Source organism: Desulfovibrio sp. (genome assembly GCF_041907885.1).
GTDB lineage: Bacteria > Desulfobacterota > Desulfovibrionia > Desulfovibrionales > Desulfovibrionaceae > Desulfovibrio.
In genome coordinates, this window is the sequence record NZ_JAYRGM010000005.1 from 83,473 (window position 1) to 109,891 (window position 26,419).

Annotated in this window: 22 protein-coding genes; 1 reads left to right on the forward strand and 21 read right to left on the reverse strand. The window is 60.6% G+C overall.

Going from position 1 to position 26,419, the window contains the following annotated elements; translation table 11 throughout:
• Positions 1-12: 12 nt before the first annotated feature.
• The 17 genes from ACE3NW_RS04830 to rimP form a co-directional block, all read right to left on the reverse strand.
• Positions 13-1,128: an urease accessory protein UreD gene (locus tag ACE3NW_RS04830; protein ID WP_374280938.1), complete on the reverse strand. Its 1,116-nt coding sequence runs from the start codon at positions 1,126-1,128 to the stop codon at positions 13-15.
• A gap of 25 nt (positions 1,129-1,153) precedes the next feature.
• On the reverse strand, positions 1,154-1,849 hold the full coding sequence (gene urtE, locus ACE3NW_RS04835; protein WP_374280940.1) for an urea ABC transporter ATP-binding subunit UrtE: 696 nt from the start codon (positions 1,847-1,849) through the stop codon (positions 1,154-1,156).
• 83 nt (positions 1,850-1,932) lie between these two features.
• Entirely contained in the window at positions 1,933-2,829 is an 897-nt protein-coding gene (gene urtD / locus ACE3NW_RS04840) for an urea ABC transporter ATP-binding protein UrtD (protein WP_374280942.1), read from the reverse strand.
• Positions 2,826-3,977 carry an urea ABC transporter permease subunit UrtC gene (gene urtC, locus ACE3NW_RS04845; RefSeq protein WP_374280944.1) on the reverse strand — a complete coding sequence of 384 codons (1,152 nt, stop codon included), beginning with the start codon at positions 3,975-3,977 and terminating at the stop codon, positions 2,826-2,828. The genes urtD and urtC overlap by 4 nt, the downstream gene beginning before the upstream one ends.
• Positions 3,978-5,660 carry an urea ABC transporter permease subunit UrtB gene (urtB, locus tag ACE3NW_RS04850; protein ID WP_374280946.1) on the reverse strand — a complete coding sequence of 561 codons (1,683 nt, stop codon included), beginning with the start codon at positions 5,658-5,660 and terminating at the stop codon, positions 3,978-3,980.
• Positions 5,661-5,773: 113 nt separating this feature from the next.
• Complete coding sequence (gene urtA, locus ACE3NW_RS04855; protein WP_374281089.1) at positions 5,774-7,027, reverse strand: urea ABC transporter substrate-binding protein; 1,254 nt, start codon at positions 7,025-7,027, stop codon at positions 5,774-5,776.
• A gap of 365 nt (positions 7,028-7,392) precedes the next feature.
• On the reverse strand, positions 7,393-8,961 hold the full coding sequence (locus ACE3NW_RS04860) for a sigma 54-interacting transcriptional regulator (RefSeq protein ID WP_374280948.1): 1,569 nt from the start codon (positions 8,959-8,961) through the stop codon (positions 7,393-7,395).
• A 389-nt stretch (positions 8,962-9,350) separates the two neighbouring features.
• Positions 9,351-10,334 (reverse strand): hypothetical protein, encoded by a 984-nt coding sequence (locus ACE3NW_RS04865; protein WP_374280950.1) that lies wholly within the window; start codon positions 10,332-10,334, stop codon positions 9,351-9,353.
• 67 nt (positions 10,335-10,401) lie between these two features.
• The gene (gene pnp / locus ACE3NW_RS04870) at positions 10,402-12,642 is read right to left on the reverse strand and encodes a polyribonucleotide nucleotidyltransferase (protein ID WP_374280952.1); all 2,241 of its coding nucleotides are present in this window, start codon (positions 12,640-12,642) and stop codon (positions 10,402-10,404) included.
• A gap of 168 nt (positions 12,643-12,810) precedes the next feature.
• Positions 12,811-13,080 (reverse strand): 30S ribosomal protein S15, encoded by a 270-nt coding sequence (gene rpsO / locus ACE3NW_RS04875; protein ID WP_374280954.1) that lies wholly within the window; start codon positions 13,078-13,080, stop codon positions 12,811-12,813.
• A 24-nt stretch (positions 13,081-13,104) separates the two neighbouring features.
• Positions 13,105-14,040 carry a tRNA pseudouridine(55) synthase TruB gene (truB, locus tag ACE3NW_RS04880; protein WP_374281091.1) on the reverse strand — a complete coding sequence of 312 codons (936 nt, stop codon included), beginning with the start codon at positions 14,038-14,040 and terminating at the stop codon, positions 13,105-13,107.
• A gap of 189 nt (positions 14,041-14,229) precedes the next feature.
• The gene (locus tag ACE3NW_RS04885; protein ID WP_374280956.1) at positions 14,230-15,246 is read right to left on the reverse strand and encodes a bifunctional oligoribonuclease/PAP phosphatase NrnA; all 1,017 of its coding nucleotides are present in this window, start codon (positions 15,244-15,246) and stop codon (positions 14,230-14,232) included.
• Positions 15,233-15,523, reverse strand: coding sequence for a DUF503 domain-containing protein (locus ACE3NW_RS04890; RefSeq protein WP_374281093.1), 291 nt, complete (start codon positions 15,521-15,523; stop codon positions 15,233-15,235). Before ACE3NW_RS04890 ends, ACE3NW_RS04885 begins: the two co-directional genes overlap by 14 nt.
• 197 nt (positions 15,524-15,720) lie before the next feature.
• Positions 15,721-18,789, reverse strand: a complete 3,069-nt coding sequence (gene infB / locus ACE3NW_RS04895) for a translation initiation factor IF-2 (protein WP_374280958.1) — start codon at positions 18,787-18,789, stop codon at positions 15,721-15,723.
• Positions 18,782-19,042: a YlxR family protein gene (locus ACE3NW_RS04900; protein ID WP_374280960.1), complete on the reverse strand. Its 261-nt coding sequence runs from the start codon at positions 19,040-19,042 to the stop codon at positions 18,782-18,784. Before ACE3NW_RS04900 ends, infB begins: the two co-directional genes overlap by 8 nt.
• Positions 19,029-20,342 carry a transcription termination factor NusA gene (nusA, locus tag ACE3NW_RS04905; RefSeq protein WP_374280962.1) on the reverse strand — a complete coding sequence of 438 codons (1,314 nt, stop codon included), beginning with the start codon at positions 20,340-20,342 and terminating at the stop codon, positions 19,029-19,031. Before nusA ends, ACE3NW_RS04900 begins: the two co-directional genes overlap by 14 nt.
• A gap of 109 nt (positions 20,343-20,451) precedes the next feature.
• The gene (gene rimP, locus ACE3NW_RS04910) at positions 20,452-21,180 is read right to left on the reverse strand and encodes a ribosome maturation factor RimP (RefSeq protein ID WP_374280964.1); all 729 of its coding nucleotides are present in this window, start codon (positions 21,178-21,180) and stop codon (positions 20,452-20,454) included.
• A 457-nt stretch (positions 21,181-21,637) separates the two neighbouring features.
• Between rimP and ACE3NW_RS04915 the strand changes: the two genes are divergently transcribed.
• Positions 21,638-23,176 (forward strand): methyl-accepting chemotaxis protein, encoded by a 1,539-nt coding sequence (locus tag ACE3NW_RS04915; protein ID WP_374280966.1) that lies wholly within the window; start codon positions 21,638-21,640, stop codon positions 23,174-23,176.
• 123 nt (positions 23,177-23,299) lie between these two features.
• Here the strand turns inward: ACE3NW_RS04915 and thiF are convergent, their stop codons facing one another.
• The 4 genes from thiF to thiS all read right to left on the reverse strand — a co-directional run bounded on the left by thiF (position 23,300) and on the right by thiS (position 26,246).
• The gene (gene thiF / locus ACE3NW_RS04920; RefSeq protein ID WP_374280968.1) at positions 23,300-23,914 is read right to left on the reverse strand and encodes a sulfur carrier protein ThiS adenylyltransferase ThiF; all 615 of its coding nucleotides are present in this window, start codon (positions 23,912-23,914) and stop codon (positions 23,300-23,302) included.
• 95 nt (positions 23,915-24,009) lie between these two features.
• A complete protein-coding gene (gene thiH, locus ACE3NW_RS04925; RefSeq protein WP_374280970.1) occupies positions 24,010-25,128 on the reverse strand; it encodes a 2-iminoacetate synthase ThiH in 1,119 nt (372 codons plus the stop codon).
• Between the two features lie 75 nt (positions 25,129-25,203).
• Positions 25,204-25,983, reverse strand: a complete 780-nt coding sequence (locus ACE3NW_RS04930) for a thiazole synthase (RefSeq protein WP_374280972.1) — start codon at positions 25,981-25,983, stop codon at positions 25,204-25,206.
• 62 nt (positions 25,984-26,045) lie between these two features.
• Complete coding sequence (gene thiS, locus ACE3NW_RS04935; protein ID WP_374280974.1) at positions 26,046-26,246, reverse strand: sulfur carrier protein ThiS; 201 nt, start codon at positions 26,244-26,246, stop codon at positions 26,046-26,048.
• Between the last annotated feature and the right edge of the window lie 173 nt (positions 26,247-26,419).

Below are 26,419 nucleotides of genomic sequence, written 5' to 3' on the forward strand. Positions count from 1 at the left end.
AAGTTTCCTGAATCAAAAAGCTCCGTACCAGATGCGCGGCATGTGCGGCTGGCAGCCGATAAGCGCGGGGCGCAACAGGTTCCAGGCTGTGAGCAGCAGATTGCGGGCTTCTTCCATGTCTGGCCCAAGGTAGCGCACAATGAGCACGCCGCCGCGCACGGTTGCCCCGGCCCGATCGCCCGTAAGGCCAGAAACGGGGCCGCTTCCGACAGGTACGGAAACATCGGTTGCCGCCGGTTTTGGCCCGGCTGGAGTGTCGTCAAAGGTATTTGCTGGCGAAAACATGTCTTGCAGGGCGGTGCAGCAGGCTTCCAGCGCGGCCAGATCACGCTCGGCCTGCCCGGTATCACCGCCGCCAGCCCCATTGCCAGCCCCGTTGTCAGCCCCATTGCCAGCACTGTCGCCAGACTGGTCGGGATGATTACCGCGCCCCACGGCAAACAGGGTGGCGGCCACGGGCTGACCGCACAGACCGCACGCGCCCCGTTGCAGGGCATCGCCGCCTTCAAGGCGCAGCAGCTCGTGCAGCAGGGGCACGCCATCACGGCTTACATACAGGCTTTGGCGCACGCTGCCTGTGGTGAAGGATTCCCCGGCGGCAGGGCGGCCAAGGCAGACCATTTCCCATCCAATACAGGCGCTTGCCGCATCAAGCTCGACCGAAGTGCGCATTTCGGCCCGCGCGCCGTCGTAGATGATGGTTTCGCGCGGCAGCCATTCCAGCACGCCGCCCGTAACACGCAGATCGTTGGTTTGCCGCTGGGCTACGTTGTGCGAATCTGCCGCGTAAAACTTGGAAGCCGAGGGCGCGGTAAGCAGGGCGTGCGCGTCTTGCTCAAGCCGCACATCAAGGCTCAGGTCGTCGCCGCTCACAAGCCCGCCCGGCGGGTGCAGCAGGCAGCAGTGGCAGGGCTGCGAGGACTGCGGCCGCCCCGGCGCGGCTGTGGGCGCGGCCTCTGGATAAAAGGGCCGCTGCACGCGCAAGGGCCCGTGAAACTGCATCTTTGCAAGGGCTGTGCGCCCTTGCCGCACGGCAAAATCCAGCTCCATGCGTGCGCTCCAGCGCCGTTCTGCCGTAAAGCAGTGGCCGTGGGGTGCGTGCGCAGTGTTGGGGGAGCTGTGGGACATGCTGCTTCCTGTGTACGGTGTGGAATCAGACACTCAAAAAAGCTTTGACCGTGGCATCGTCGAGGCCGTGCATGTCGCCCTGAGAAACGATATGCCCCCGGTCCATAATCATATAGGTATCAGCCATGCGGCGGGCAAAGGGAACCTTTTGTTCCACCAGCAGCACCGTGAGGCCCATTTCTTCGTTGAGCCTGCGGATGGTGGTGGCAATGTCGCGCACAATGTTGGGCTGTATGCCCTCTGTGGGTTCGTCCAGAATGAGCAGGCGCGGCTCAAGGGTGAGGGCGCGGGCAATGGCCAGTTGCTGCTGCTGCCCGCCAGAAAGATCACCACCCCTCCGATGCATCATTTCGCCCAGCACGGGGAAAAAGTCAAAGATGAATGCGGGGATTGCCCTTGCCTTGTCCTTGCGCATGGGCAGCGAAAGCTCCATGTTTTCGCGCACGGTCAGCAGGGGAAAGATTTGGCGGCCCTGTGGCACATAGCCTACGCCAAGGGCCGCCCGGTGCTCCACAGGCAGCGGAAGCAAGTCCGTTCCATCCAGGAAAATATGGCCGGAGCGCGCGGGCAGCACGCCCATGATACATTGCAGCAGCGTGGTTTTGCCCACCCCGTTGCGGCCCATGAGGCAGGCACACGACCCTGCCCGCACCTCAAGGTTGACATCGCGCAGGATGTGGCTTTCGCCATAATATTGATCAAGACCTGTAATTTGCAGCATGAGGCTTCTCCTGAAGCGGTCGGCTCTGAAAGGCATTGCTTGTCACTGGGCATCGCCGCGGCGGGCGGGCCGGATGCGCGTGGTTACGCAGCGTCCAGTGGTTCGCCCAGATATGCCTCGACCACGGCGGGGTGGTTCTGCATTTCGTCCATGGTTCCTTCGGCCAGCACACTGCCCTGATGCAGCACAGTAACCTTGTGGGCAATGGCCCGCACAAATTCCATGTCGTGTTCCACCACCATGATGCTCTGCTCACCCTCAAGGTCGTGCAGCAGCTCGATGGTGCGGTCCATTTCTTCGGGGGTCATGCCCGCCACGGGTTCGTCGAGCAGCAAAAGCTGCGGCTTCTGCATGAGCAGCATGCCGATTTCGAGCCACTGCTTCTGCCCGTGCGAGAGCTTGCCAGCCTGCATGCGTGCAAGTTCTGTAAGGCGAATGCGGTGCAGCACTTCTTCGATAAAGGTCTTGTCGTCGGCAGAAAGGCGCGCGCAGAACGTGGGCCACACGCGTTTGTCGCCAGCCAGGGCCAGCTCCAGGTTTTGCAGCACGCTCAGGGCTTCGAAGACAGAAGGCTTTTGAAACTTGCGGCCAATGCCCGCCTGGGCGATGGCTACCTCATCCATCTGCAAAAGATTGCAGGTGCGTCCAAACCAGGCAGAGCCGGTATCTGGCCGGGTTTTGCCGGTGATGACGTCCATCATGGTGGTTTTGCCCGCGCCGTTGGGGCCGATGACACAGCGCAGTTCGCCCTTGTCCACATAGAATGTCAGGTCGTTGAGCGCCTTGAAGCCGTCAAAGCTCACACTGATTTTTTCCAGATACAGGGCAATGTCGGGCTTTGCCATCATGCTGCGCGGCGGGCGGGCGCGCATCTTCATGGGGCGCTTGTCAAAGGGGGCGTGCGATTCTTCGTAGGCACGCGCCGCTTCGGCCACTTCTTCAAGGCTGCGTCCATGCAGAATATCCTGCTGCGTTTTCATGCTGCGCCTCCTTCCCCGGCACTGCCTGCGGGGGCATGGGTTGCCGTGCCGCGCGAGGCGCGGTTGCGCCACTGGTCGGGCAGACCAGCCAGGCCCTGCGGCAAAAAGATGGTCACCAGCACAAACATGCCGCCCAGGGCAAACAGCCACGCCTCTGGTAGCACAGCCGTAAACCATGTTTTAAAGGCATTGACCGCAAAAGCGCCCAAAACCGCGCCATACAGCCGCCCGCGCCCGCCAAGGGCCACGCAGACCACAATTTCAATGGAATTGAGGGGCGAAAATTCGCCGGGGTTGATAATGCCCACCTGCGGCACATACAGCGCCCCGCCAATGCCCGCCAATATGGCCGAAAGCGTGAACACCGCCACCTGATACCGCTCCACACGGTAGCCGATAAAGCGCACGCGGCTTTCGGCATCGCGCACGGCCACGCACACACGGCCAAGGCGGGAGGCCGTTACGGCCCTGCACAGGCAGTAGCCCGCCATGAGGGCAAGTGCCGAGCAGGCAAAAAGGGTTGTGCGCATGCCGTCTGTTTGCAGTTCAAAACCCAGCAGGGTCTTGAAATCCGTAAGGCCGTTGTTGCCGCCAAAGCCCATTTCGTTGCGGAAAAAGGCCAGCATGAGGGCATAGGTCATGGCCTGGCTCATGATGGAAAAATATACACCCGAAACGCGTGAGCCAAAGGCCAGCCTGCCAAATACATAGGCCAGCAGGCCGGGCAGCAGCACCACCAGCAGCAGGGCCACCACAAAATAGTCGCTGCCCTGCCAGAACCACGGCAGTTCCTTCCAGTTCAGAAACACCATGAAATCCGGCAGATTGGCATTGCCGTACACGCCACGCGCGCCGATCTGGCGCATGAGATACATGCCGAATCCGTAGCCGCCCAGGGCAAAGAACGCGCCGTGCCCAAGGCTGAGCACGCCCATGAAGCCCCACACAAGATCAACGGAAAGGGCCAGCAGCGAGTAGGTAAGGTACTTGCCCAGCAGGGTGACAAGGTAGCCCGGCACATGCAGGGCATTGCCCGCAGGCAGCAGGCTGCCCACGACAACCAGCGTGCAGAGCACCGCCGTAACCAGAAGAAAATTGCGGGTGGGCGCGTTGAACAGGCCCTCGCGTTCAAAGATATCGGTGGCCATCTATGCCTCCACCGCGCGGCCCTTTTGCGGAAACAAACCGCGCGGGCGCTTCTGTATGAACAGGATAAGGCAGACAAGAATGATGATCTTGGAAAGCATGGCCCCGCTGGCTGGTTCCAGAAACTTGTTGGCAATGCCCAGGGCCAGACCGCCGGTAAGCGTGCCCCAGAGGTTGCCCACGCCGCCAAACACCACCACCATGAACGAATCCACAATATAGGTCTGGCCGAGGTTGGGCCCCACGTTGGAAACCTGGCTCAGTGCCACGCCAGCCATGCCCGCCACGCCAGAGCCAAGGCCAAAGGTCAGCGCGTCCACACGCGAGGCGCGCACGCCCATGCAGCGGGCAATGGCGCGGTTTTGCGATACGGCACGCACCTCAAGCCCCAGTCGGGTGCGGTGCATGGCCATATGGATGAGAGCAAACACGCCAAGGCAGAACAAAATGATGTACACGCGGTTGCAGGTAAGGCTGAAATACTGGGTGATCTGCCACACGCCGCTCATGAATTCGGGGTTCTGCACGGCGCGGTTGAGAGGCGAAAAAACCGTGCGCACAGCCTGTTGCAGCACAAGGCTTATGCCAAAGGTTGCCAGCAGGGTTTCCAGCGGGCGGCCATAGAGAAAGCGGATAACGGTTTTTTCCAGCAGCACGCCCGTGCCGCCACTTACCAGAAAGGCGGCAGGAACAGCCAGAACAAGGGCAAGGCCGGGTTGCCCCGGAAAGAGCTGCTGCATGCCCCAGGCCGTGTAGGCCCCAAGCATGATCAGTTCGCCGTGGGCCATATTGATGACGCCCATGACGCCAAAGGTGATGGCAAGGCCAATGGCCGCCAGTACAAGAATGGACCCCAGGCTCATGCCAAAAAAGAGCATTTCAAAAAACTGTCCCCACTGGGCAGAAACACGCTGGGAATAGAGGGCATCGTCCGCAGCCTTTGCCACGGCGGTGTCGCTGGATTCTGCCAGCGCGCGCAGGGCGTTGAGGGCCGCAGGGCTGCCGTTGCGGTTCAGGGCGCTTACGGCGGCAAGCTGGTCGCTGCGCACAGCGGCGGGGTCGGCGGCCACATACAGGGCCAGGGCCGCGCCAAGGTTGGCGCGCACGGTTTCGTCCTTCTCCGCTTCCAGCAGCTTGTGCAGGGCCTCTGCCTTGAGGGGCGGGGTGGGGCCTTCCATCAGCGCTGCCGAGGCCTGACGACGTTTTGCCGTATCTGTTGAGGTCAGGGCCTGGGCATTGAGGATATCGGTGATGCGCTGACGCTGGCGATTGCTGGTGCCTACCTTGCGTAGATTGTCTGCGGGCTGGGCTGCGCCAAGTTCTCCCCCTGCGGTGAGGGGCCGCGCCTGCCCGGTCTCGTCGCTCACAAAGAGCGTTACGGTGGCGGCATCGGCCAGCAGGGTATTGTGCAGCAGGGCCTCCAGCAGCCTTTCGCGCAGAGGCGCGGCAAGTGTGCTGCTATCCTTTTCCAGCGCGGCAATGGCCGCATCCCTGTCTGCCACCTTGGAGCTCACCAGAGCCTTGAGCAGATCGGCTGATACAATGGAAGGAGAGGCCTGAACCGGGGACGCGGAAGGAGTCGAAACCGCGCCCCCGGCATTCTCGCCCGGTTCCGGGCCGGACGCCAGTACTGCGGGAGGCAGACTGAAAATTATGAGGCAGCAGAGCAAAAGCGCCGTGCGCATGGGCATATCCTTTAGTCTGGTCTGCCGGAATCGCGGATGCTCTTCGGCAGGCGTGCCGTGGGGGGAAACGCGGGGGCCTGCATGGCCCCCGCAGCAGTTTCAGGCTTGTGATCTTACTTGGAAGCGCCGCCGCACTTCTTGGTCTTGGTATTGTAGTTGCCGCAGTTGATGGGGTCGGTCCAGTCGCCGATCAGATCCTTGGATTCGGGCAGATGGTGCGACCATGCTTCGCCGGGAACCACGGAGGGGGTTTCCCAAACCACCTGGAACTGGCCGTCGGCCTGAATTTCGCCGATCAGCACGGGCTTGGTGATGTGGTGGTTGGGCAGAACTTTGGCAATGCCGCCGGTGAGGTTGGGGGTTTCAAGACCCACAATGGCCTTCAGAACCTTGTTCACATCGGTGCTCTGGGCCTTTTCCACAGCCTTGACCCACAGGTTAAAGCCGATGAAGTGGGCTTCCATGGGATCGTTGGTGACGCGCTTGGGATTCTTGGTGAAGTCGAGCCACTTCTTGATAAAGGCCTTGTTGGCGGGGTTGTCCACGCTCATGAAGTAGTTCCACGCGGCCAGGTGGCCCACCAGGGGCTTGGTGTCTATGCCGGAAAGTTCTTCTTCGCCCACAGAGAAAGCCATGACGGGAATATCGGCAGAGGTGATGCCCTGGTTGGCGAGTTCCTTGTAGAAAGGCACGTTGGCGTCGCCGTTGAGGGTAGAGACCACGGCGGTCTTTTTGCCCGCGTTACCAAACTTTTTGATTTCAGCAACAATGGACTGCCAGTCGGCATGGCCGAAGGGGGTGTAGTTGATAAGGATGTCTTCTTTTTTCACACCCTTGGAAATCAGGTAGGCTTCGATGATCTTGTTGGCGGTGCGGGGGAACACGTAGTCCGTACCGGCCAGCACCCAGCGCTTCACGCCGAGGTCTTTCATCAGGTAGTCCACAGCGGGAATGGCCTGCTGGTTCGGGGCAGCACCAGTGTAGATGACGTTGCGCGAAGATTCTTCGCCTTCGTACTGCACGGGGTAGAAGAGGAGGCCGTTGAGTTCTTCAAACACGGGCAGCACCGATTTGCGCGAAACCGAGGTCCAGCAGCCAAAAACGGCGGCTACCTTGTCCTTGCTCAGCAGTTCGCGGGCTTTTTCGGCAAACAGGGGCCAGTTGGAAGCAGGATCGACCACCACGGCCTCCAGCTTTTTGCCCAGCAGGCCGCCTTTTTTGTTCTGCTCGTCAATGAGCATGAGCATGACGTCTTTCAGCGTGGTTTCGCTGATAGCCATGGTGCCGGAAAGGGAATGCAGAATACCCACCTTGATGGTGTCGTCCGCAGCCTTGGCATTCAGTGAACCGCACAGGGTGACGAGCATGAGCGCAAACGCCGCCAATGTTTTCTTGAACATGTAAAGCCTCCTGGGAACTGACTGTCGTGCTGTACCTTACGCGGCGCACCCCCATGGTTGCCGCGCTACTTGCTACAGCACATGATTAAGCAAGAGGCGTTCCAATCGAGTTGTTTGCGTAATATGCCGTAAATATGGATTTTATTTACATGTCCTGCCTGAATTTCGGTACAAATTTGTAAAATTGTCCAGATTTTAAAACAATTTTGTTGTTGTTCGGAGACGATCCCGACCACGGCGGCACATGCGGGCTGTGGTAACAAAAAAGGCCCGCCTGCTAAAAACTGACGGGCCGGATTGCCGGAGGTCCTTTATGGATACTTTGTCCCCATTCAGACTGAAGGGGTTGATGCAAACCGGCGGTGGTCTATACCGTACTTTTTCATTTTATAGTAAATGATACGGTAGGTTATGCCGAGGTCGCGCGCGGCCTGATGGATATTGCCGCGCGCGTTTTTGAGCGCGTCCACAATAAATTCCTGCTCCACGCGGGCAATGGTTTCGTTAAAACCGAGGCCGCCAACCGTGGCCCCGGTGCTGCTGCTTTCTGCGCTTTGCAGGGTGCTTGGCAGATGATGGGCGCGCAGCACGGCGTCTTCGCAGATAAGCACGGCGCGTTCCATCACGTTTTTCAGCTCGCGCACGTTGCCGGGCCAGTGGTATTGCAGCAAAAGGTCGATGGCAGGCGTTGAAATGCGCCGCACGGGCCTTTCGTATTCCTTGCTGAACATGCGCAAAAAGTGCTCTGTGAGCGGCAGTATGTCTTCTGGCCGCTCGCGCAGCGGCGGTATGAACACGGGAAAGACATTGATGCGGTAGTACAGGTCTTCGCGAAACAGGCCCTGCTCCACCAGCTCTTCCAGCGGGCGGTGGGTGGCGCAGACCAGGCGCACGTCCACCTTGTAGCGGCGTTCGTCGCCGAGCGGCTGGATTTCGCCTTCCTGAAGCGCGCGCAGCACCTTTGCCTGCGCCGTGGTGGAAAGGTCGCCTATTTCATCAAGAAACAGCGTGCCCTTGTCGGCCTGACGGAACAGACCAGCACGGTTTTGTACCGCACCGGTAAACGCCCCCTTGCGCCAGCCAAAAAGCTCGCCTTCAATGAGTTCGGAAGGCAGGGCCGCGCAGTTGAGCATAACCAGAGGCTGAGTGCGCCGGGGGCTGGCCGCGTGCAGGGCCTGAGCCATCAGCTCTTTGCCCACGCCAGATTCGCCGCGCAGCAGTACAGTGGCGCGGCTGGCCCCTGCCTGTGTGAGGCGGCGCAGTACATGGCGCAGGCTTTTGGAAGTGGCAATGACCGATGCGGGCGTGCCGCTGACCAGCGGTTCGTCGGGCAGCATACAAAAATGCTGGCGAGCCATTTCTTCCTGCAAGCGGGCCACCTGACGGCCAACCAGCGTGGCCACGGTTTCAAGAAAACGGCAGCGAAGATCCAGCTCAGCCTCTGTGGCGGTGGGGGTGTCGGCGCTGAGCGTGCCGATAACTTCTGTCTGGTCGCCGTTTTCAACGCGCACAGGCACGCAGATAAAGGCCAGCCGGGCCATTTCTTCCTGGCTGCGGCCAAAGAGGCGGTTCTGAAAATCGGGCCGCCCCTGCATGCAGGGCACAATGATGGGCCTGCCCTCGGCGAAAACCTGGCCGGTGATGCCTGAACCGGGTTCATAGGCCGCTTCGGGGGCGTCTGCCGGGCCGTAAGAAAGTGAAAGCTTGAGCTCGCCGCTTTCCGGGTCCTGTACCACGATATGCGGCCTGTCAAAGTGCATGTCTTCTGCGAGGGCTGCCAGCAGCTCCCGCAACGAATCGTTGAACGAATGCCCTGGCGACAGGGCTGCCAGTACCCGGTTGAGGGTATCAAGGCACTGCCCGGTTCCCATAAAGGGGGCTGGTGTGTGGGCTTGCTGCATATGTCCTCTGCTCAACGCGTTTGGTACGGCGCTGTTTTTCCCAGGTTACCGGGCAGTGTCCAGGACTGCGCAAGCGGTGCGCAGCTGGAAAAGGCCGGGAATGCCAGCGGAATGCTCGTGTCTGTGCGCAGGCATGGGCAAGACAAAGTGGCATCGCGGCAAAGGGTACACGCGGTGCAGACTGAGGGGGGAGGATACTGATCAGGCCTGAACCTCGGCAAAAGCTGATATTTCAGTTTGGCCGATTGCCCCGCAGGGCTGTTCTGCAACGGTCTGCCTTTATGCTGGCGGCTGGGCAGTGGTGTGCAGAATGGAATGTCGCGCCCGGCCTTACAGCCTCGGCGCTGATATCAAGAAAGGGCCGCGCAGGGCGCGGCCCTTTCTTGCAATTATTGCTGCGGACCCTGGTCGATGTCAATGATGCGGCCTTGCAGCCACACGTAGGCATCGACCTCGTCCCCGACGGCGGGTTCATACTCACCCAGAACCATCTTGGAGGCGTACACGGGCAGGCGCAGGGGCTGCCTGTCGTCGAAAGGAAAACTGAGGTAGACCTGCTTTACCGGCATTTTTTCGAGCTGGCAGTCAGCTACCTCTTCAATGACGGCACGCATCTGGTATTCGCAAAAATTGCGGCCAGGCATGATCATGTGGCGCTTGCTCACATCCACCTTGAGCGGGGGCACATCGAGGCGTGTTTTGCCGGGGTTTTCGGCAAGCCATGCTTCGGCATAGGCCTCGTAGCGCACGCCCTGAGTGATGGTGATCTCGTCCAGCATGGCCTTGCGCAGGCCAAAGGCCAGACCGGCCAACAAAAATGTGTGCGTCACGCCAGGGGTCAGGTCGTCCTTGTCGCGGCCATACAGCGGGTCGTAAAACCACATGGGGCTTTTGCCCTCAAGCATGCTCACCGCCACGTTGGCTTCCACATTGGTGTGCCAGGGGTGAACCGAATCAACCATAAGGTCGTTGGGCAGCCCTTCCAGCAGGGGGGTGGCGGTTACGGGCGCAAGTTTTTCGCCTTCGTCGCCAGCCACCAGCACGGCAGCCCTGACGGGTTGATCCTGCGGCCAGGCAAGCAAGATATGATCCCTGCCGCCGCGCTTCCACTGCCACGAGGGGCGCGTGCCGCCCTCGTGCATGACTGTGGCCGCAATCTGGCCCATGATGGAAGCCGGATTCTGCCCCGTCAGCACAGCCCAGGCATCGCCCAGGCTTTCTGTGTGGGCGCGGTTGGCGGCGGCCATCTGCGCTTCAATCTCTTCGGCAGAAGGGGCCTGATCGGCAAGGGGGTTGCCGTTGCTGTCCACGCGAACCCATTCTTCGGATTCGTGTTCAGGGGTCGAAACGTTTTTTTCAGCTTTCTTGGCCATGAAATTTTCCTTTCATCGCGCGGTCATCGCGCTGGCCGGAGAGGCTCCGGCCAGCGCGTAAAACAGATTAGCGCCTGTCGCCACGGTCGCGGCGGTCACGACCGCCACGGTCACCACGGCCGTTTCTGTCGCCACGGTCGCCACGGTCGGAACGGGGAGGACGGGCGGTTTCTTCGGGATTCCAGGGATGGCCCTGTTCTTCGAGCAGCACGGCCTTGCGGCTGGCGCGGATGCGGTCGCCGTTGATTTCGATAACCTTGACCATCATGTCTTCGCCAAGGCGGGCCACGTCGCCGGGCTGTTCCACGCGGTTCACATCAAGCTGCGAAACATGCACAAGGGCTTCCACATTGGGCAGCACTTCCACAATGGCGCCGATTTCCATGATCTTGCGCACCTTGGCCAGGTAATTCTTGCCAAGGTCGGGGCGCTGATCGTAGTACGAAACCATTTCGCGGGCTTTTTCCAGAGCATCGGCAGTAGGCGCGAAGATGGAAACGCGGCCAGTGTCTTCGATATCCACAGAAGCGCCGGTGGCGGCGGTGATGGCCTTGATGTTCTTGCCGCCGGGGCCAATGATGAGGCGAATGATGTCGGGGTTGACGAACACTTCGGCGTGCTGCGGGGCAAAGCGCGAAAGCTCGCGGCGGGGTTCGGCAATGGCCTTGGCCATTTCTGCCAGAATGTGGCTGCGGCCTTCGTGGGCCTGCTGCATGGCAGCGCGCATGATCTCGGTGGTGAGGCCGGTGATCTTGATGTCCATCTGCACGCCGGTGACGCCTTCGGCAGTACCGGCAATCTTGAAGTCCATATCGCCGAGGGCGTCTTCGTCACCGAGAATGTCGGTGAGCACGATAAACTTGTCGCCTTCCTTGATGAGGCCCATGGCCACACCGGCCACAGGGGCGCTGATGGGCACGCCTGCGTCCATGAGCGAGAGCGAACCGCCGCACACGGCAGCCATGGAGGACGAGCCGTTGGATTCGAGCGTTTCGGAAACTACGCGCAGGGTAAAGGGAAACGAAGCGTCGGCGGGCAGCACGGGGCGCAGCGACTTTTCAGCCAGGGCACCGTGGCCGATTTCGCGGCGCGAAACGCGCACGGGCTTCACTTCGCCCACAGAGAAGGGCGGAAAGTTGTAGTGCAGCATAAAGCGCTTGGTCACGTCGCCGGTCAGCGAATCCATGCGCTGCTCGTCGGTGGAGGAACCAAGGGTGGTTACCACCATGGACTTGGTTTCACCACGGCGGAACAGGGCCGAACCGTGAGCGCGGGGCAGCATGCCGGTCTGGATCTGGATGGGGCGCACGGTCTTGGTGTCGCGGCCATCAATGCGCGTGCCTTCGTTGACGATGCGGGCGCGCACCAGCTTCTTTTCCATGTCAGAGAGAATGTCGCCAACGCTCTTGAGAGCTGCGTCGTTTTCCGCCCAGGCGGGGTCGCTCTTGAGGGTTTCCATGACCTTTTCTTTCACGGCCTTGCGGGCGTCCTTGCGGGCCATCTTTTCAGGCACGCGCAGGGCTTCATCAAGGCCAGCGGCCAGGGCCAGTTCTTTCACACGGGCAACCAGAACCGGGTCGTCGGCGTGGGCGGTAAAGACCATCTTGGGCTTTCCGGCCAGTTCGCGCAGCTTGAGCTGGGCTTCAATGAGGGGCTGAATCTGCTGGCGGCCCCATTCGAGCGCGTCGATGATGACGTCTTCGGGCACAAAGCGGGCTTCGCCTTCCACCATGGTGAGGGCGTCGGCAGAGGCGGCAAACACGATGTTGAGATCGCTCTGCGCCTGCTGCTCAAAGGTAGGGTTGAGCACAAACTGACCGTTGATGCGGCCAATGCGGCCACCGGCCACAGGGCCGTCAAAGGGCAGGGGCGACAGCATGACAGCAGCCGAAGCGCCCGTGAGGGCCAGCACGTCAGAGTCGTTTTCCTGATCGGCAGAGATAACGCTGGCGAGCACCTGCACGTCTTCGTTCAGGCCCTTCTTGGGGAACAGGGGGCGCAGCGGGCGGTCGATGAGGCGCGAAACCAGGGTTTCACGCTCGGAGGGACGGCCAATCTCGCGGCGGAAAAAGCTGCCGGGAATGCGGCCAGCGGCGTACATTTTTTCGGAATATTCAACGGTAAGGGGAAAGAAGCCCTTGTCGAATTCGAGGGTCTGCGAGCACACGGTGACGAGCACCACAGTGCCGCCGCACTGAATCCACACAGAACCGTGGGCCTGGTTGGCCATGCGGCCTGTTTCAAAGATAATTTCTTTGCCGCCAACCTGGGCTGAAACCTGGATAGGATTAAAAATGTCCTGATACATAAAAATTCCTTTGCGTAGGGCGAAGGGGATTCCGGCAAAAGCGGGCAGATCACTGGCCTTGGGCCTCTGCCTGATTTTCCCGGACCCCCCTTCTTCGCGTTTGTACCCTTGGGGGTTTTGATTCAAGCAACAAGGGGGAGCGCTGGCTCCCCCTTGCGCGTCAGAGTCTTACTTGCGCAGACCGAGCTTTTCGATAAGAGCGCGGTAACGCTGGACGTCTTTCTTTTTCAAGTAACTCAGAATGTTACGGCGGCGACCAACCAGCTTGAGCAGGCCGGTGCGCGAGTGGAAGTCCTTTTTGTGTTCTTTGAAGTGGCCGGTGAGGTCTTCAATACGGGCGGTGAGCAGGGCCACCTGAACTTCCGGAGAACCGGTATCGCCCTCGTGTTTGGCGTGGGCATCAATAACGGTCTTCTTGTCGCTGGCATCCATTACCACAGCAGTACTCCTTGATAGTCGGGGTTAGTTCCAAAGTCCCCGCAATACGGTCCAACATGGGCCAGCGGGCGTAACTTCAAGCTGCGCCAGGGCCAGGGCAGTGCCCTGTTCCATCAGCAGCGCAAAGCCGCCAGCGGGCTCGGTGGCCGCCTTGTCCTGTTGCCTGGCTTCCGCCGGGGCGGAGGCTTCTGGGCGACAGGGCACGGCAATGCCATTGCGCACGCGAGCAGCTTCATCCGGCGTGAGCTCAACCCTGGGCCAGTGGGGCAGCGCCTCTGCAATGGGGCGTACACAACCGGGCAACAGGGTTGGATCAGCCGTGAAGTCCGCTGGGTCGCGGGCCACATCGAGGCCGAAGGGGTGACTATACTCCCGGGTCAGTTCAGTGAGCACGGCTCCACACCCTAAGCGCGTCCCCAAGCTGTGGGCCAGGGAGCGTATATAGGTGCCAGAACTACAAGCGACCCGAAAGCTCACAAACGGAAGACTCACACTGAGTGTTTCCGCCAGTGAAATTTCCATGCGTTTGACCTTGGCGGGGGCTTCCATGCCCTTGCGCGCCAGTTTGTACAGCGGCTGCCCTTCATGCTTGGCCGCCGAATAGGGCGGCACGGGCTGCTCGGTAAGCTCAAGCCACGCTGCAATCTCGCGGCGCACGTCAGCTTCGCTTACGTGTTCCCACGCAGCTTCGGCCACCACCTTGCCCTCAATGTCCCAGGTGTCGGTGGTTTGGCCCAGACGAAACGTGCCGCTGTAGACCTTGCCGCCCCCGGCCAGCAAATGGCCAGAAAGCTTGGTGGCTTGCCCCAGCAGTACCAGCAGCACCCCTGAAGCCAGCGGATCAAGCGTGCCCGCATGCCCGATTTTTTTCTGGCCCAGGCGCTTGATGGCCGTGAGGCAGCGCGCCGATGTGGGGCCGGAAGGCTTGCGCAACACAAGAATGCCGTGCTGCTGGGGCAACTGGGCCGCCCCGGAGCGTTGATCCGGCTGCCGGTCTGTGGTGCTGGGTGCGGCATTGGCCGCTGTGGTCATACTCATACGCAAGTTGTTACCTTAGCCGCAGAGCGGGCATAAGTCAAAAAAATATCGGCGGTACAGGCCGTGCGCAGGGCAAAAACCCTGATGCGCCACAGCCGGGTATTCTGTTGGTCAGGCCACACCTTCTGCATCCAGCTCTTCCGCAATGGCGGCAAGCAGTTGCGCGCTTGCCACTGCCATATCGGCACGCAGGGTTCCGCCCGCAGCGTTGCGATGCCCGCCGCCGCCCAGCCTTGCAGCCGCTGCGCGCACGTCGATGGAACCGTAGGAGCGCAGGCTGAATTTGCAGCAATTGGGCGAATCCTCGCGCAGCACAGCCGCCACATGCACGCCGCGCAGGCGGCGCAGCTGCTCCACAAAACCTTCCAGGTCTTCCTTGAGTGCGCCGCATTTGCGCAGATCTTCAAGGTGTACGGGGCAAAAACAGACGCTGCCGCGCCGCTCAAGGCTTGCGCGCTGCAAAAGCTGGCCCCAGAGGGTGAGGCGTCCCCGGCTCCAGGTATTTTCAAGCCTTTCGCGCAGCAGGGCGATGTCGCACCCGTGCTCGACCATATGCGCCGTAAGATAGAGCACGTCGGCGCTGGTGTTGCCGTGGCAAAAACCGCCAGTGTCGGTGATGATGCCCAGGGCGATGGCGGTGGCAAGGTCGCCTGTGAGGGGCAGCTCGGCAGCCAGGGCCACATAGGCCATGAGCTGGGCTGTGGCCGCCGCTGTGGGTTCAACCCAGTTTGCGGCGCTGCCCATGCCATCACCGCCAAGGTGGTGGTCGATGTTTATGGTCATCAGTTCTGGCAGACGGGCGGCAAGCTCGCGGCCAAGTCGTTCTGGTTCTCCGCAATCCAGCAGCACAGCGCAACGGGGTTTGAATGGCGGGTGCTCAAGCGTTGTGTGGACCACGCCGGGCATGGGGAAAAAGTCCAGATAGGCGGGCAGGCCGGGCTGGGCATAAACCATGAATTCCTTGCCCATGGAGCGGAGCACGTGGCAGGCTGCTGCCACAGCACCTGCGGCGTCGCCGTCCGGGTTGACGTGGGCTGCCACGACCACTTGATCCATATCTCGAAAAGCCTGGGCCATGCGCTCTGCACCCTGGCGAAAGCGCTGGGGAATAAGATCAATCCGCTGCATAAATCTCCACTTGGCTATCCACCATTTCCTCTGGGCAGACTGCCTCCATCATGAGAGCGCATTTGTCCATGCGGCTGCGCAGATGTGGCTCGCTGTTGGAAATGGAAACCACCGCCAGCCGTAGCTGGGAAAGGCTGTCTTCTGTTCCCGCCTCGGCAATGGCGACATTAAATTTATTTCTTGTTTTTTGTTTCAGGCTGTTGGCAACGCGGCGCTTGGCCTTGAGGTTGTCGTTGCCGTGCAGGCTGAATTCAACGGTAAGAACCGCCATAAACATGGTCATAGGCTGGATTCCTGCCAGCAAAAGGCATTTGCAGGATTGCCGCGCAGCGGGGGGCGGGGGGCAGCGGCATGGCCCTGAAACCGTAAGCCGCGCACGCCTTATATAATGCTTTTTTTGCGCCCTGCAAAGGCCGGGGTATGCAAAAAAGGAAGGGAGACCGTGTGTCGGCCTCCCTTCCTCAATCAGGTATCTTACAGGGTGGCGGCTTCTTCGACAGTTTCAAAGGCTTCGATGATGTCGCCTATCTTCACGTCGTTGAAGTTTTCGAGGCCCACGCCGCATTCGTTGCCCTTCATCACTTCCTTGGAGTCATCCTTGAAGCGCTTGAGTGAAGAGATCTTGCCGGTGTAGACCACTACGCCGTCGCGCAGCAGGCGCACACCCGCGTTGCGGGCAATCTTGCCGTCGGCCACATACGTACCGGCAATAACGCCGACCTTGGGCACGCTGAAGGTGTCGCGCACTTCGGCCTGACCGAGGTAGACCTCGCGCTGCACCGGGGCCAGCATGCCGGCCATGGCGCTCTTGATGTCATCCACAAGCTTGTAGATGATTTCGTAGAAGCGGATATCCACGTTTTCGTGGTCGGCCACGTCCTTGATCTTGGAAGTGGGACGCACGTTGAAGCCGATGATGATGGCCTGCGAGGCAGAAGCCAGCAGAATGTCGGATTCGGTGATGGCACCCGTGCCACCGTGGACAACGTTGATGCGCACCTTTTCCGTGCTCTGCTTGTTGAGCGCTTCGGTGATGGCTTCAAGGCTGCCCTGCACGTCGGCCTTGACCACAAGGTTCAGGGTCAGGGTTTCCTGATCAGACTTGCGCTGTGACAGGAAGGTTTCAAGGGTGACGCGCGATTCGGAGGCCAGATCGCGTTCACGCTGCTTGATGGCGCGGGAATCGGCAATGCGGCGGGCGACCTTTTCGTCCGAAACCACAAAGAATTCCTCACCGGCTTCCGGCACGCCTTCAAAGCCTTGAACTTCCACGGGCAGCGAGGGGCCAGCGTCTTTAACCTTCTTGCCCTGGTCGCTCATGAGGGCGCGCACACGGCCAGAGAAGGTGCCGCACACAAAGCTGTCGCCCTGGCGCAGGGTACCTTCCTGAATGAGCACGGTGGCGATGGGGCCACGGCCCTTGTCGAGCTTGGCTTCCACAATGTGGCCACGGGCGGGCTTGTCGGGGTTGGCCTTGAGTTCCATGATTTCGGACTGAAGGGCAACCATTTCAAGCAGTTCGTCAAGGCCCATGCGGCTCTTGGCCGAAACTTTGGCAACGATGGTATCGCCGCCCCAGTCTTCAGCCTGAAGCCCCAGCTCGGCCAGTTCGCGCAGCACGCGGTCGGGATCGGCACCGGGCTTGTCCATCTTGTTCACGGCCACCATGATAGGCACATTGGCGGCACGCGAGTGGTTGATGGCTTCGCGGGTCTGCTCCATAACGCCGTCGTCTGCGGCGACCACAAGAATAACAAGGTCGGTCACCTGGGCACCACGGGCACGCATGGCCGTAAAGGCTTCGTGGCCGGGCGTATCGAGGAACACGATTTCACCGCGCTTGGTCTTGACGTGGTAAGCGCCAATGTGCTGGGTGATACCGCCAGCTTCGCCGCCAGTGACGTTGGATTTGCGGATGGCGTCGAGCAGCGAGGTTTTACCGTGGTCAACGTGACCCATGATGGTGACCACGGGCGGGCGCGGCTTGAGCGTATCAGGCGCGTCCACTTCCTTGGGAACCAGATAATCGTCTTCGGAAAAGCCGACCTTTTCAACTTCGTACCCGAATTCGGCGGCCACCAGGGTGGCGGTGTCGATATCGAGGGTCTGGTTGATGGTGGCCATGATGCCTAGACCAAAGAGAACCTTGATGATCTCGTTGGCCTTGAGGCCCATCTGGTGGGCCATGTCGGCCACACGGATGGCTTCGGTAATACGGATCTTGCGCTTGGCCGCCTTCAGGGGCTGGGTGGACTGCGGCGCAGCAGAAGAACGGCCCTGCTTGCGGCGTCCCTTGCCCCGGTTCAGACGACCGCTGTCGTCATCATCGGTACGGCGGCCAAAATCGCCCTGCTGAAAATCAACAGTGCGGCGACCCTTGAGGCGTTTCTTTTTGCTCTGTCCGTCGCGGGTATCAGAGGGCGAGGCAGGCGCGGCCTGCTGCCCAAAGCCACCAGCGGGGCCACCGGGACGGGGGCCACCAGCAGGACGGGGCGCGCCACCAGGGCCACCGGGGCCGCCAGGACGGGGGCCGCCAGGACGGGGCGGATAACCGCCAGGCCTGCCAGCGCCGTCACGCGGCGGGTAGCCACCGGGCCTGCCAGCACCGTCGCGGGGCGGATAACCGCCGGGGCGGCCATCGCCAGTGCGGGCGGGGCGGGATTCCTGCGCGGGAGCAGCGCCGGGTACGGGGCGCGAAATAATACGAACCTGCGGAGTGGCAGGGGCCTCGGCACGGGGAGCGCGGCGGGGCGCTGCGCCGTCATCCGCACCTTCAGCCGCATCGCCAGAGCGGGGCTCGGCGGCGCGCTGGGGCAGGGTGGGCGCAGAAGAACCTTCGGGCATGGCCGAAGCATCGGGGCGTGCCACGCGGGCAGCCTTGGCGGCCTTGTCTGCCTTGTCCTGAGCTTCGGTTTTATCGGCAGCGGGCTTTTCAGCCGGGGTTTCCACCACGGCGGCAGCAGGTGCTGCTGCGGAGGCCGGGGCTGCTTCCACAACAGGTGTTGCGGCAGGGGCGGGCGCTGCGGGTGCTTCCACAATTTCTGCTTCCTGATGGTCGCTGGGGCGGCTGATAACGCGCGCGGGGGAAACAACCTTGGCAGGCTTGACGATGCGCGCCTTGGGCTCTGCCGCAGGGGCAGCCACGGGCTCGGCCTTGGGGGCCTTGGGCGCAACGGGTTCAGCCACCGGGGCGGCGGGGGCCGCTTCGGCTACTACAGGTTCGGCCACAGGGGCTTTTTCCTTGGGGGCGTCGAGTTCGACCGGCGCGGCAACGGGGGCTTCCTGCACAGCGGATTCCGCTTCCTGCGGGGAGTCCTTGCGGCGGCGGCGCACAATAACGCTGGGGTGCGAACCGGTGCGCTCCGCAGTAACCTGTTTCTGTTCGGCAAAGTAGTCGCGCAAGCGAGTGGCCTCCTCTGAGGTGACGGAACCGGTAGAGGATTTTACCGGCATGCCGAGCTCTTGCGCGACACGCAGTACATCCTTGGAATCCTGCGAGATATCCCCGCAAAGATCCTTAATCTTTATCTTATTATCAGACATTTTTTCCCCCCTTGCGCCGTGTTCCTGACCTGAATTTGGCGAATCTGGCCGTGCATACAGGATCGGAACATACATACCAGCCTCTGCCCGGTCTGGTTTTTTCTGCGTCTAAAGTCAAAATTCCCTGCTCCGTCAGTACATGACGGTCGAGATCGGCCTTGGGAAAGCGGCGGCGGCAGATGACGCACATACGCTCTGGCCCAACACAGGCCTGCTCCCCGCCTTCAACGGGCGCAGCGTTATTCTTCTGCATCTCCGCTTTCCGTGGTGGCGGGCTTTGACAGCTCCACCGCCGAGGATTCGGGAGTGCTTTCTACAATCGGAGCCAGGAAGTTGATGGCCGAGCGCAGGTCTGCAATGCGGGCCGCGCTGATGGTGAGCTTGTCGGAAAGTTCCTGGTCCGTGGCCCCGCGCAGGCTGTCCAGCGAGCTGTAGCCCGCAGCCAGAAGCGCCTCAATGGAAACCTCTGCCACACTGGCAACCTGTTCAAGTCCGTGGCCAATGGCATTGGCCTCATTGTAGCGGGTCTCTGTAAATATATCGACCTTCCAGCCCAGCAGACGCGCAGCAAGCTTGACGTTCTGACCCTTGCGGCCAATGGCGTTGGTAAGCTGGTCGTCTGGCACGATGACTTCAAGAAGGTTTTCTTCTTCATCCACCACAATGCGCGAAACCAGGGCCGGGGCCAGGGCGTTGCGGGCATAGGTGGCAATGTCGGGGCTCCACACAACGATGTCGATGCGTTCGCCGTGCAGCTCCTGCACGATGTTCTGGATGCGCGAACCGCGCACACCAACGCAGGCGCCCACGGGATCAACGTCGCGCTCACGCGAGAGCACGGCAACCTTGGCGCGCGAGCCGGGGTCACGGGCCACGCCCATGATCTGCACCACGCCATCGTCAACTTCGGGCACTTCGCGGCGGAAGAGGGCCGCCATGTAGTCGCGGTGCGAGCGCGAAACAACAACCTGCGGGCCGCGTCCTTCCTGGCGCACTTCAATAATGAGCGCCTGCACACGGTCGCCGCGCTTGTAGTGCTCGCGGGGAATCTGTTCTTCGCGGGGCAGGATGGCTTCTGTACGGCCAAGGTTAACAACCCAGCCGCCCTTGTCGCGGCGCTGCACAATGCCCGATACGATTTCGCCCACGCGGTCTTTGTATTCGGTGTAGATGATTTCCTGCTCTGCATCGCGCATGCGCTGGATAATCACCTGCTTTGCAGACTGGGCGGCAATGCGGCCCAGGTCTTCCACCTTGACGCGGAAGCCCATTTCGTCGTCCACCTGCACAGAAGGATCGTGCTTGATGGCCTCGGAATATTCGATCTGGGTGTCAGGATTGGCGAAGTCGTCGTCTTCCATGACGATTTTGAACTGGTAGACCTCAATGTCGCCGGTATCGTCATTGTAGGTCACTTCCACGTCCATATCTTCGCTGAAGCGGCGCAACACCGAGGTGCGCACGGCTTCTTCAAGCGTGACGATGAGCATGTTGCGGTCAAGACCCTTATCTTTGCTGATCTGGTCAATGGCCTTTTTGAGTTCAAGATTCATGGCTGCCTCCGGCTGCTGGCGCTGCGGCGTAAATATCTCTGGTTACTGCCTGGCTGCGGCCGGTCAATGCCTCTGGCCGCGCAAACAAAGTGTGCAGTTGCGTCAGGTTTTACAGGTTCTCTTCAGAACCTTTCGATTTTGATTTTTTTGTCTTGCCCGGTTTGGCCTCGGCCTTGCCCTTGCTGGCGGGCGCATTGGCGCGGCCTTTGCCCGGTCTTTGCGGCTTTTTGAAAATATACATGCGGCTGGCCCGGCGCACTGCTTCCCACGGAATAACCACCGGGGGCAGGTTTTCGGGTACTACATCGCCCTCTGGCAAAATGGTGGCGGGGGCCAGGGTAAAAGACTCGTCTTCTACCGCAAGCAGCTCGCCGCGCCAGATGCGGCGGGGGCCGCCGTGCGAAGGATTGGGGCCTTCGGGTGAGCCTTCGTTGATGGCCACAGCCCTGAGCAGGCGGGCTTCAACCACGTCGCCCATGTAGTGGCGCATCTGATCAAGGCTGAAAAAAAGGCGCGTGAGGCCGGGGGTGGAAACCTCCAGCACGTAGGCTTCGGGAATGGTGTCTTCAACCTCAAGAGCAAGGGCCACATGGCGCGAGATTTCCTCGCACTGGCCAAGAGAGGCAGAGAGCGCGACCAGTGCGGGCGCATTGATATCGTCGCTGTCGGTGGGAGCTGGCTGTGTGTCGGTTGCCGCAGAAAACGGCACGTCTACAAAAAGCCGAACCACTGTGCGCCCGGCACGGACGATTTCCACCCCCCAGATAACCAGGCCCAGTGAGGTTGCCACGGGTTCGGCGATATGAGTGATGGCTTCTTTGAGTGCGTCGTCGGTCATTCGTTTCTTAGAGCATTCCTTTGCGCTGCAAATGCGCTTGCCTGGCGGTTTCGCCCTGTCACAAGGACAAAAAAAAGGGGGCCCATTCAGGCCACCCCGCAGGAACTGCGTTCCGCATCAGGATGTAGCAGTGGCGCGAACGCCAGCTGCCTTGAATGGGTTTCATTATCTTGGTGAAAAAAAATTGTCAAGGTGTTTGTGTCGGAATGATAATAATTGGCAAAGTGTGCAGCCGTACCTTGATTGATGGATGATTGTTATCGTAAAATGTCAAAAAAGACACAAACTTTTTCGGAAAACTAATTTTTTTTCAATAACTGCCGAAATACAGTTTGAGAAGAAACTTTTGAAGCAGCACAGCCGGTAGCCGGTTGTGCCAGTTGAGCAGACTATGGTAGTGGGGCTGCAATGTTGCCCGTATACTGGCCTTAAATATGCTTGAAAGTGAGGTAGTTCTGTGAATTTAAAATTTTTTTTGTGCTGTTGCACGGCAGCCCTGCTTGCGGCTGGATTGGGCTTTGGCGCAACATATCTTACCGGCCTTACGGTTGCGGGGGTTGCAGTCAGCGGCCTGGTGGCAGCCCTGGGGGCCTTTGTGGCCGGGCGAGCCCTGTGGGGCAGCGCCATGGGCCAGGCAGTAGAGGCCGTTTGCGCCATTGCTGCCAAGCCAGGCAGCCTTGTTCAGTCTGATGAGCCGACACTTTCGCCCCTGTTTGCGCGTCTTGAAGAGCTGCGCCGGGCGTACACGCATGACAAGGAATATAAGGAAGGCATTCTGCGCGGCCTGCCCATGCCCTATCTGCTGGTAGACTCCAAGGAACGGGCGCTCAGCACCAACAGGGCCTGCCTGACCATGCTTGAAATTGATGACAGTATCGAGTCGTGCCTTGGCAAAACCCTGGCCGAGCTCTTTTATAATGATCCAACCCGCAAAACCGCCGTGGGCAAAAGCATGGCTACGGGAGAGTGCTTCAAAAACCTTGAGGTCACCATTGGCGGACACAAGGGCGGCAAGGTAAACGTGCTGGCCAATGTGTTTCCCATCTACAATTCGGGCGGCGAGTGCATTGGCGGCATGTGTGTGTATGTGGACATGACCGCCCTCAACAATGCCCAGCGTGAAATTACCGAGAAAAACAGACGTATGGCCGAGGTGGCGCAGGCGTTGGAAGAAACCATGCACGAACTGGCCAAGATCGTGGAAGCCCTCACCGCCAGCATTCGCCAGTCTGACAAAAACGCCGCTGTTGCCGCAGGGCAGCTGGGCGAGGCGGCTGCGGCCATGGGCCACATGAACTCCAGGGTGCAGGAGGTGGCCATCAATGCCGATAAGGCTGCCGAGGCCTCAGCCCACACCATGACCAAGGCAACCAGTGGCGCAGAAGTGGTGCAAAACGCCCTGCACGGCATTGAAAACGTACACAAGGTTACCCTTGATCTGCGTAAGGATATGGCCCTGCTGGAAACACACGCCCGTGCCATTACGGAAATCATGAACGTCATTTCCGACATCGCCGACCAGACCAACCTGTTGGCCCTCAACGCAGCCATCGAGGCTGCCCGCGCTGGCGAAGCCGGGCGTGGGTTTGCCGTTGTGGCCGACGAAGTGCGCAAACTGGCCGAAAAAACCATGGCCTCCACCACCGATGTGGGCCGCGCCATCGAAGCCATTCAGCAAAGTGCGGCAAAGAGCATGGCCTCCATGGACAATGCCGTACAGCAGGTGGAACAGGCCACAGACTACGCCAAGCAGTCTGGCCAGGCCCTGGATGATATTGTGGGTACGGTGGAAGACACCGTTGGACAGGTCAAGGCCATTGCCGCCGCCAGTGAAGAGCAGTCATCCGCCAGTGGTGAAATCAACCACACCATTGAGCAGGTAAACCACATGGTGGCCGACACGGCAGAATCCATGGGCCAGGCCAATCAGGAAACAGGCAAATTGCAGGAGCTCACCGGCAGGCTGGAAGACCTGACGGCCCAGCTCAAGGTGTAAGCATATCGGTTCCACAGGTCAGTACACGGCCCGTTTCAGCCCGGTCTGCGCGCGATCCATGCGGTTTGCGTGCGGCAGCCGAGCCGGAACGGGCCTTTTGCTGCATTTTGGGCAGATGGTGATTCAGGCGAGATCGTGCGGGCCAAGCACCATTTCAAGCACCGCATCAGCCAGCAGGGCTGCCGCCTCGGTAACGCGTGGTGCCAGGGGCGGAGCCAGCATCACATCCGTACTAAAATCGCCCACCAGCACCAGGTTTCCCAGCTGGCGTTTGCCCATGGCCTTGCCGCCCCAGCCGCCCATGCCCGAAGCACTGGCAATGCGGTAGCCGCCAAGCAGGGCTGTTTCAACCAGCAGGGTCTTGTCGTCCGGGCCGTCAAAGGCCTCTACCCAGATGGGGCAGGCGGGCAGCACCGTGGCAATGTTGTGCTGGTCCATGCGCATGCGGCGGGTTTCAACCTGTATGGCGGGGTTCAGCTCCAGCAGCAGCTCGGCCAGTGCCTCAACCTTGGGGCGGCCCACATGCCGGGGCCAGTACTGCTGCCGGTTAAGGTTCGAGGCGTCAACCACGTCGTCATCCACCACAAGCAAATTACCTATGCCGCTGCGGGCCAGCATGAGCGCCGCGTTGGAACCCAGCCCGCCTGCTCCCGCAATGCCCACGCGGGCTGCGTGCAGGGCTTCGATCTGTTGCGGGCTGAGGTAGCGGGCAAGCCCGGTGTGAAGCGCATTGTGCATGGTGGAATCCGTTGTAGGGGGTCTGTGTTGGTGGGCCTGCACGGCGGGTACGGCGGCCCGGCATGCGCCAGACCGCCGTGTGACAGGCAAAACGGTTATACGGCCACGGGGTCTTCCCAGTCCTTGAGCACGGCCTGATAGCCAATACCCGCCAGGGAAGCCGCCATTTCTTCAAGGCTGCGGCAGTCGGTGATTTCAAACTGGCCGGGATTGTGCAAATCCTCGGTGGCGCGGCCACCCACGGCTGTGGATACACCGGCTGAAACGCGCGTAACGCCGATGGGGACCAGATTGTCGCGCATATAGGCGCTTTCGCGGCTGGAGCAGGTGATGCCCGCGCGCGGCAAAAAGCAGCGCATGGCCGTAACATATTGCACCAGCTGCCGGTCGTCCACACCGTGCTGCACGTCAAAGTTGCCTTCGTGCGGGCAGATGCGCGGAATGGAAACGCTCATGTCCACGCCGGGGTAGTGCCTTTGCAGCCACCACGCGTGCAGGCCCGTGGCAAAAGCATCCTGCTCAAACGATTCCAGCCCCAGCAGCGCGCCCACGCCAATGGAACGGATGCCGCCCTCTGCGGCGCGCTGGGGCGCGTTGAGCCTGAAGCCGTAATCGTGCTTGGGCCCAACGGGGTGCAGCCATGCGTAGAGTTCCGGGTTATATGTTTCCTGAAACATGGTCATGCTGTCCACACCCGCGTTGACAAGCAGCCTGTATTCTTCGGTGGTGAGAGAATAGACCTCAACACCCACCGAGGCAAAACGCGGCTTGATGCGGCGGGCCGCATCGGCAATGTATTGCGGTGACGAGAGGTGACGGGCGTCGCCCGTGAGCAGCAGAATGTGCTGAAAGCCCTTGTCGGCGATCACATCTGCCTCGGCTGCGGCTTCATCAATGCTCAGGTGGCGGCGCGGCTGCTTGTTTTTGGCATTGAAGCCGCAGTACCGGCACTGGTTGGTGCAGACATCCGAAATATAGAGCGGGGTAAAAATGTTTATGGCCCGGCCAAAAAAACGCAGGGTCAGGTCGCGGGCACGCCGGGCCATGGCCTCGAGGTGCGGCGCGGCAGCAGGAGAAAGCAGGGTGAGAAAATCCGCCGGTTGCAGAATTTCTTTTTGCAGGGCGGCCAGCACATCGGCCTCTGTGGCTTGTGCGGCACCCGTTGCCCGGCGTTCTGCGGGCCAGGCTTGCAGATATTCCTGAAAGGTTTCCATGTGTGATCCTTATAAAGCGGTCGGCTGTCAGCGGTGCTGCTGGCGGTCAACATGGCTGCGTTGAATGGCTGCGCCCTAGCGAAGAAATCCCGTGAGAGGAGAGGATGCTTCCGCACCCTGCGCCTGCGCTTTTACAGCGCCTGGCCCGGCAAGCCATGCATCGCGCCCGGCCCGTACTGCCGCGCCAAAGGCACGCGCCATGCTTACCGGATCACTCGACGAAGCGATGGCCGTGTTCACCAGGCAGGCAGCCGCGCCCATTTCCATGGCTTCGCAGGCCTGCGAGGGGCGGCCAATGCCCGCATCTACAATAATTGGCAGATCCATTTCTTCAATCAGAATGCCCACCATCTCCTTGGTGCGCAGGCCCCGGTTGGTTCCGATGGGTGCGCCGAGTGGCATGATGGCTGCTGCGCCAGCCGCCGCACAGGCGCGCGCCACGTAGAGGTCGGGGTTGATGTAGGGCAGAACGGTAAAACCTTCATTCGCAAGAACTTCCGTGGCCCTGGCTGTTTCGTAGCCATCGGGCAGCAGATGTCGGGTGTCAGAAATAACTTCAATCTTTATCCAGTCGCCGCAACCGGCGGCGCGGGCCAGGCGGGCCAGGCGCACGGCTTCGTCGGCGGTACGTGCGCCAGAGGTATTGGGCAACAGACGCATGTGCGCGGGAATATGCCCCATGATTCCCTGGGTATCCTGCTGCTTGCCCACGCGGCGCATGGCCACGGTGATAACCTCTGCGCCGCTGGCCTCTGCCACGGCGGGGATGAGGCTGTCTGCACCGTATTTACCCGTGCCTATAAAAAGACGGCTTGTAAGGGTTACGCCGCCAAGAATGAAGGGATCATTGGTCATTGTGCTCTCCGTCAGGAATGTGCATGAAAAAATTGTTGTGCCGCCAAAATTGGAAGCCCCGCCTACCCACCGCCCACAAAGTGGACGATTTCCAGGCAGTCGGCCTCGCAGAGCACGGTTTGGGAAAAATGCTCGCGGGGCAGAATTTCTCCATTGCGTTCAACCACTACCCGTGTTGCGTCATGCCCGCGCGCGGCCAGCAGATCGGCCACGCTGCACGGTGCAGCAAGGGATTCGGTTTCCCCGTTGATTGTGACATCCATACGCGCCTCCAGAAGAAAACAGCCACAGGGGTGTTTTCACAGTTTGAGGGTGTAATGGCTTGCGGAGATGCCAGACGGCAAAAAAAATACCCGCAAAACCATTACGGCTGCGGGCGAGCACAATCCTGCAAAAAGCAGGTTGGGCCAGCTTCCCTTCGTCGGTACTATCCGCG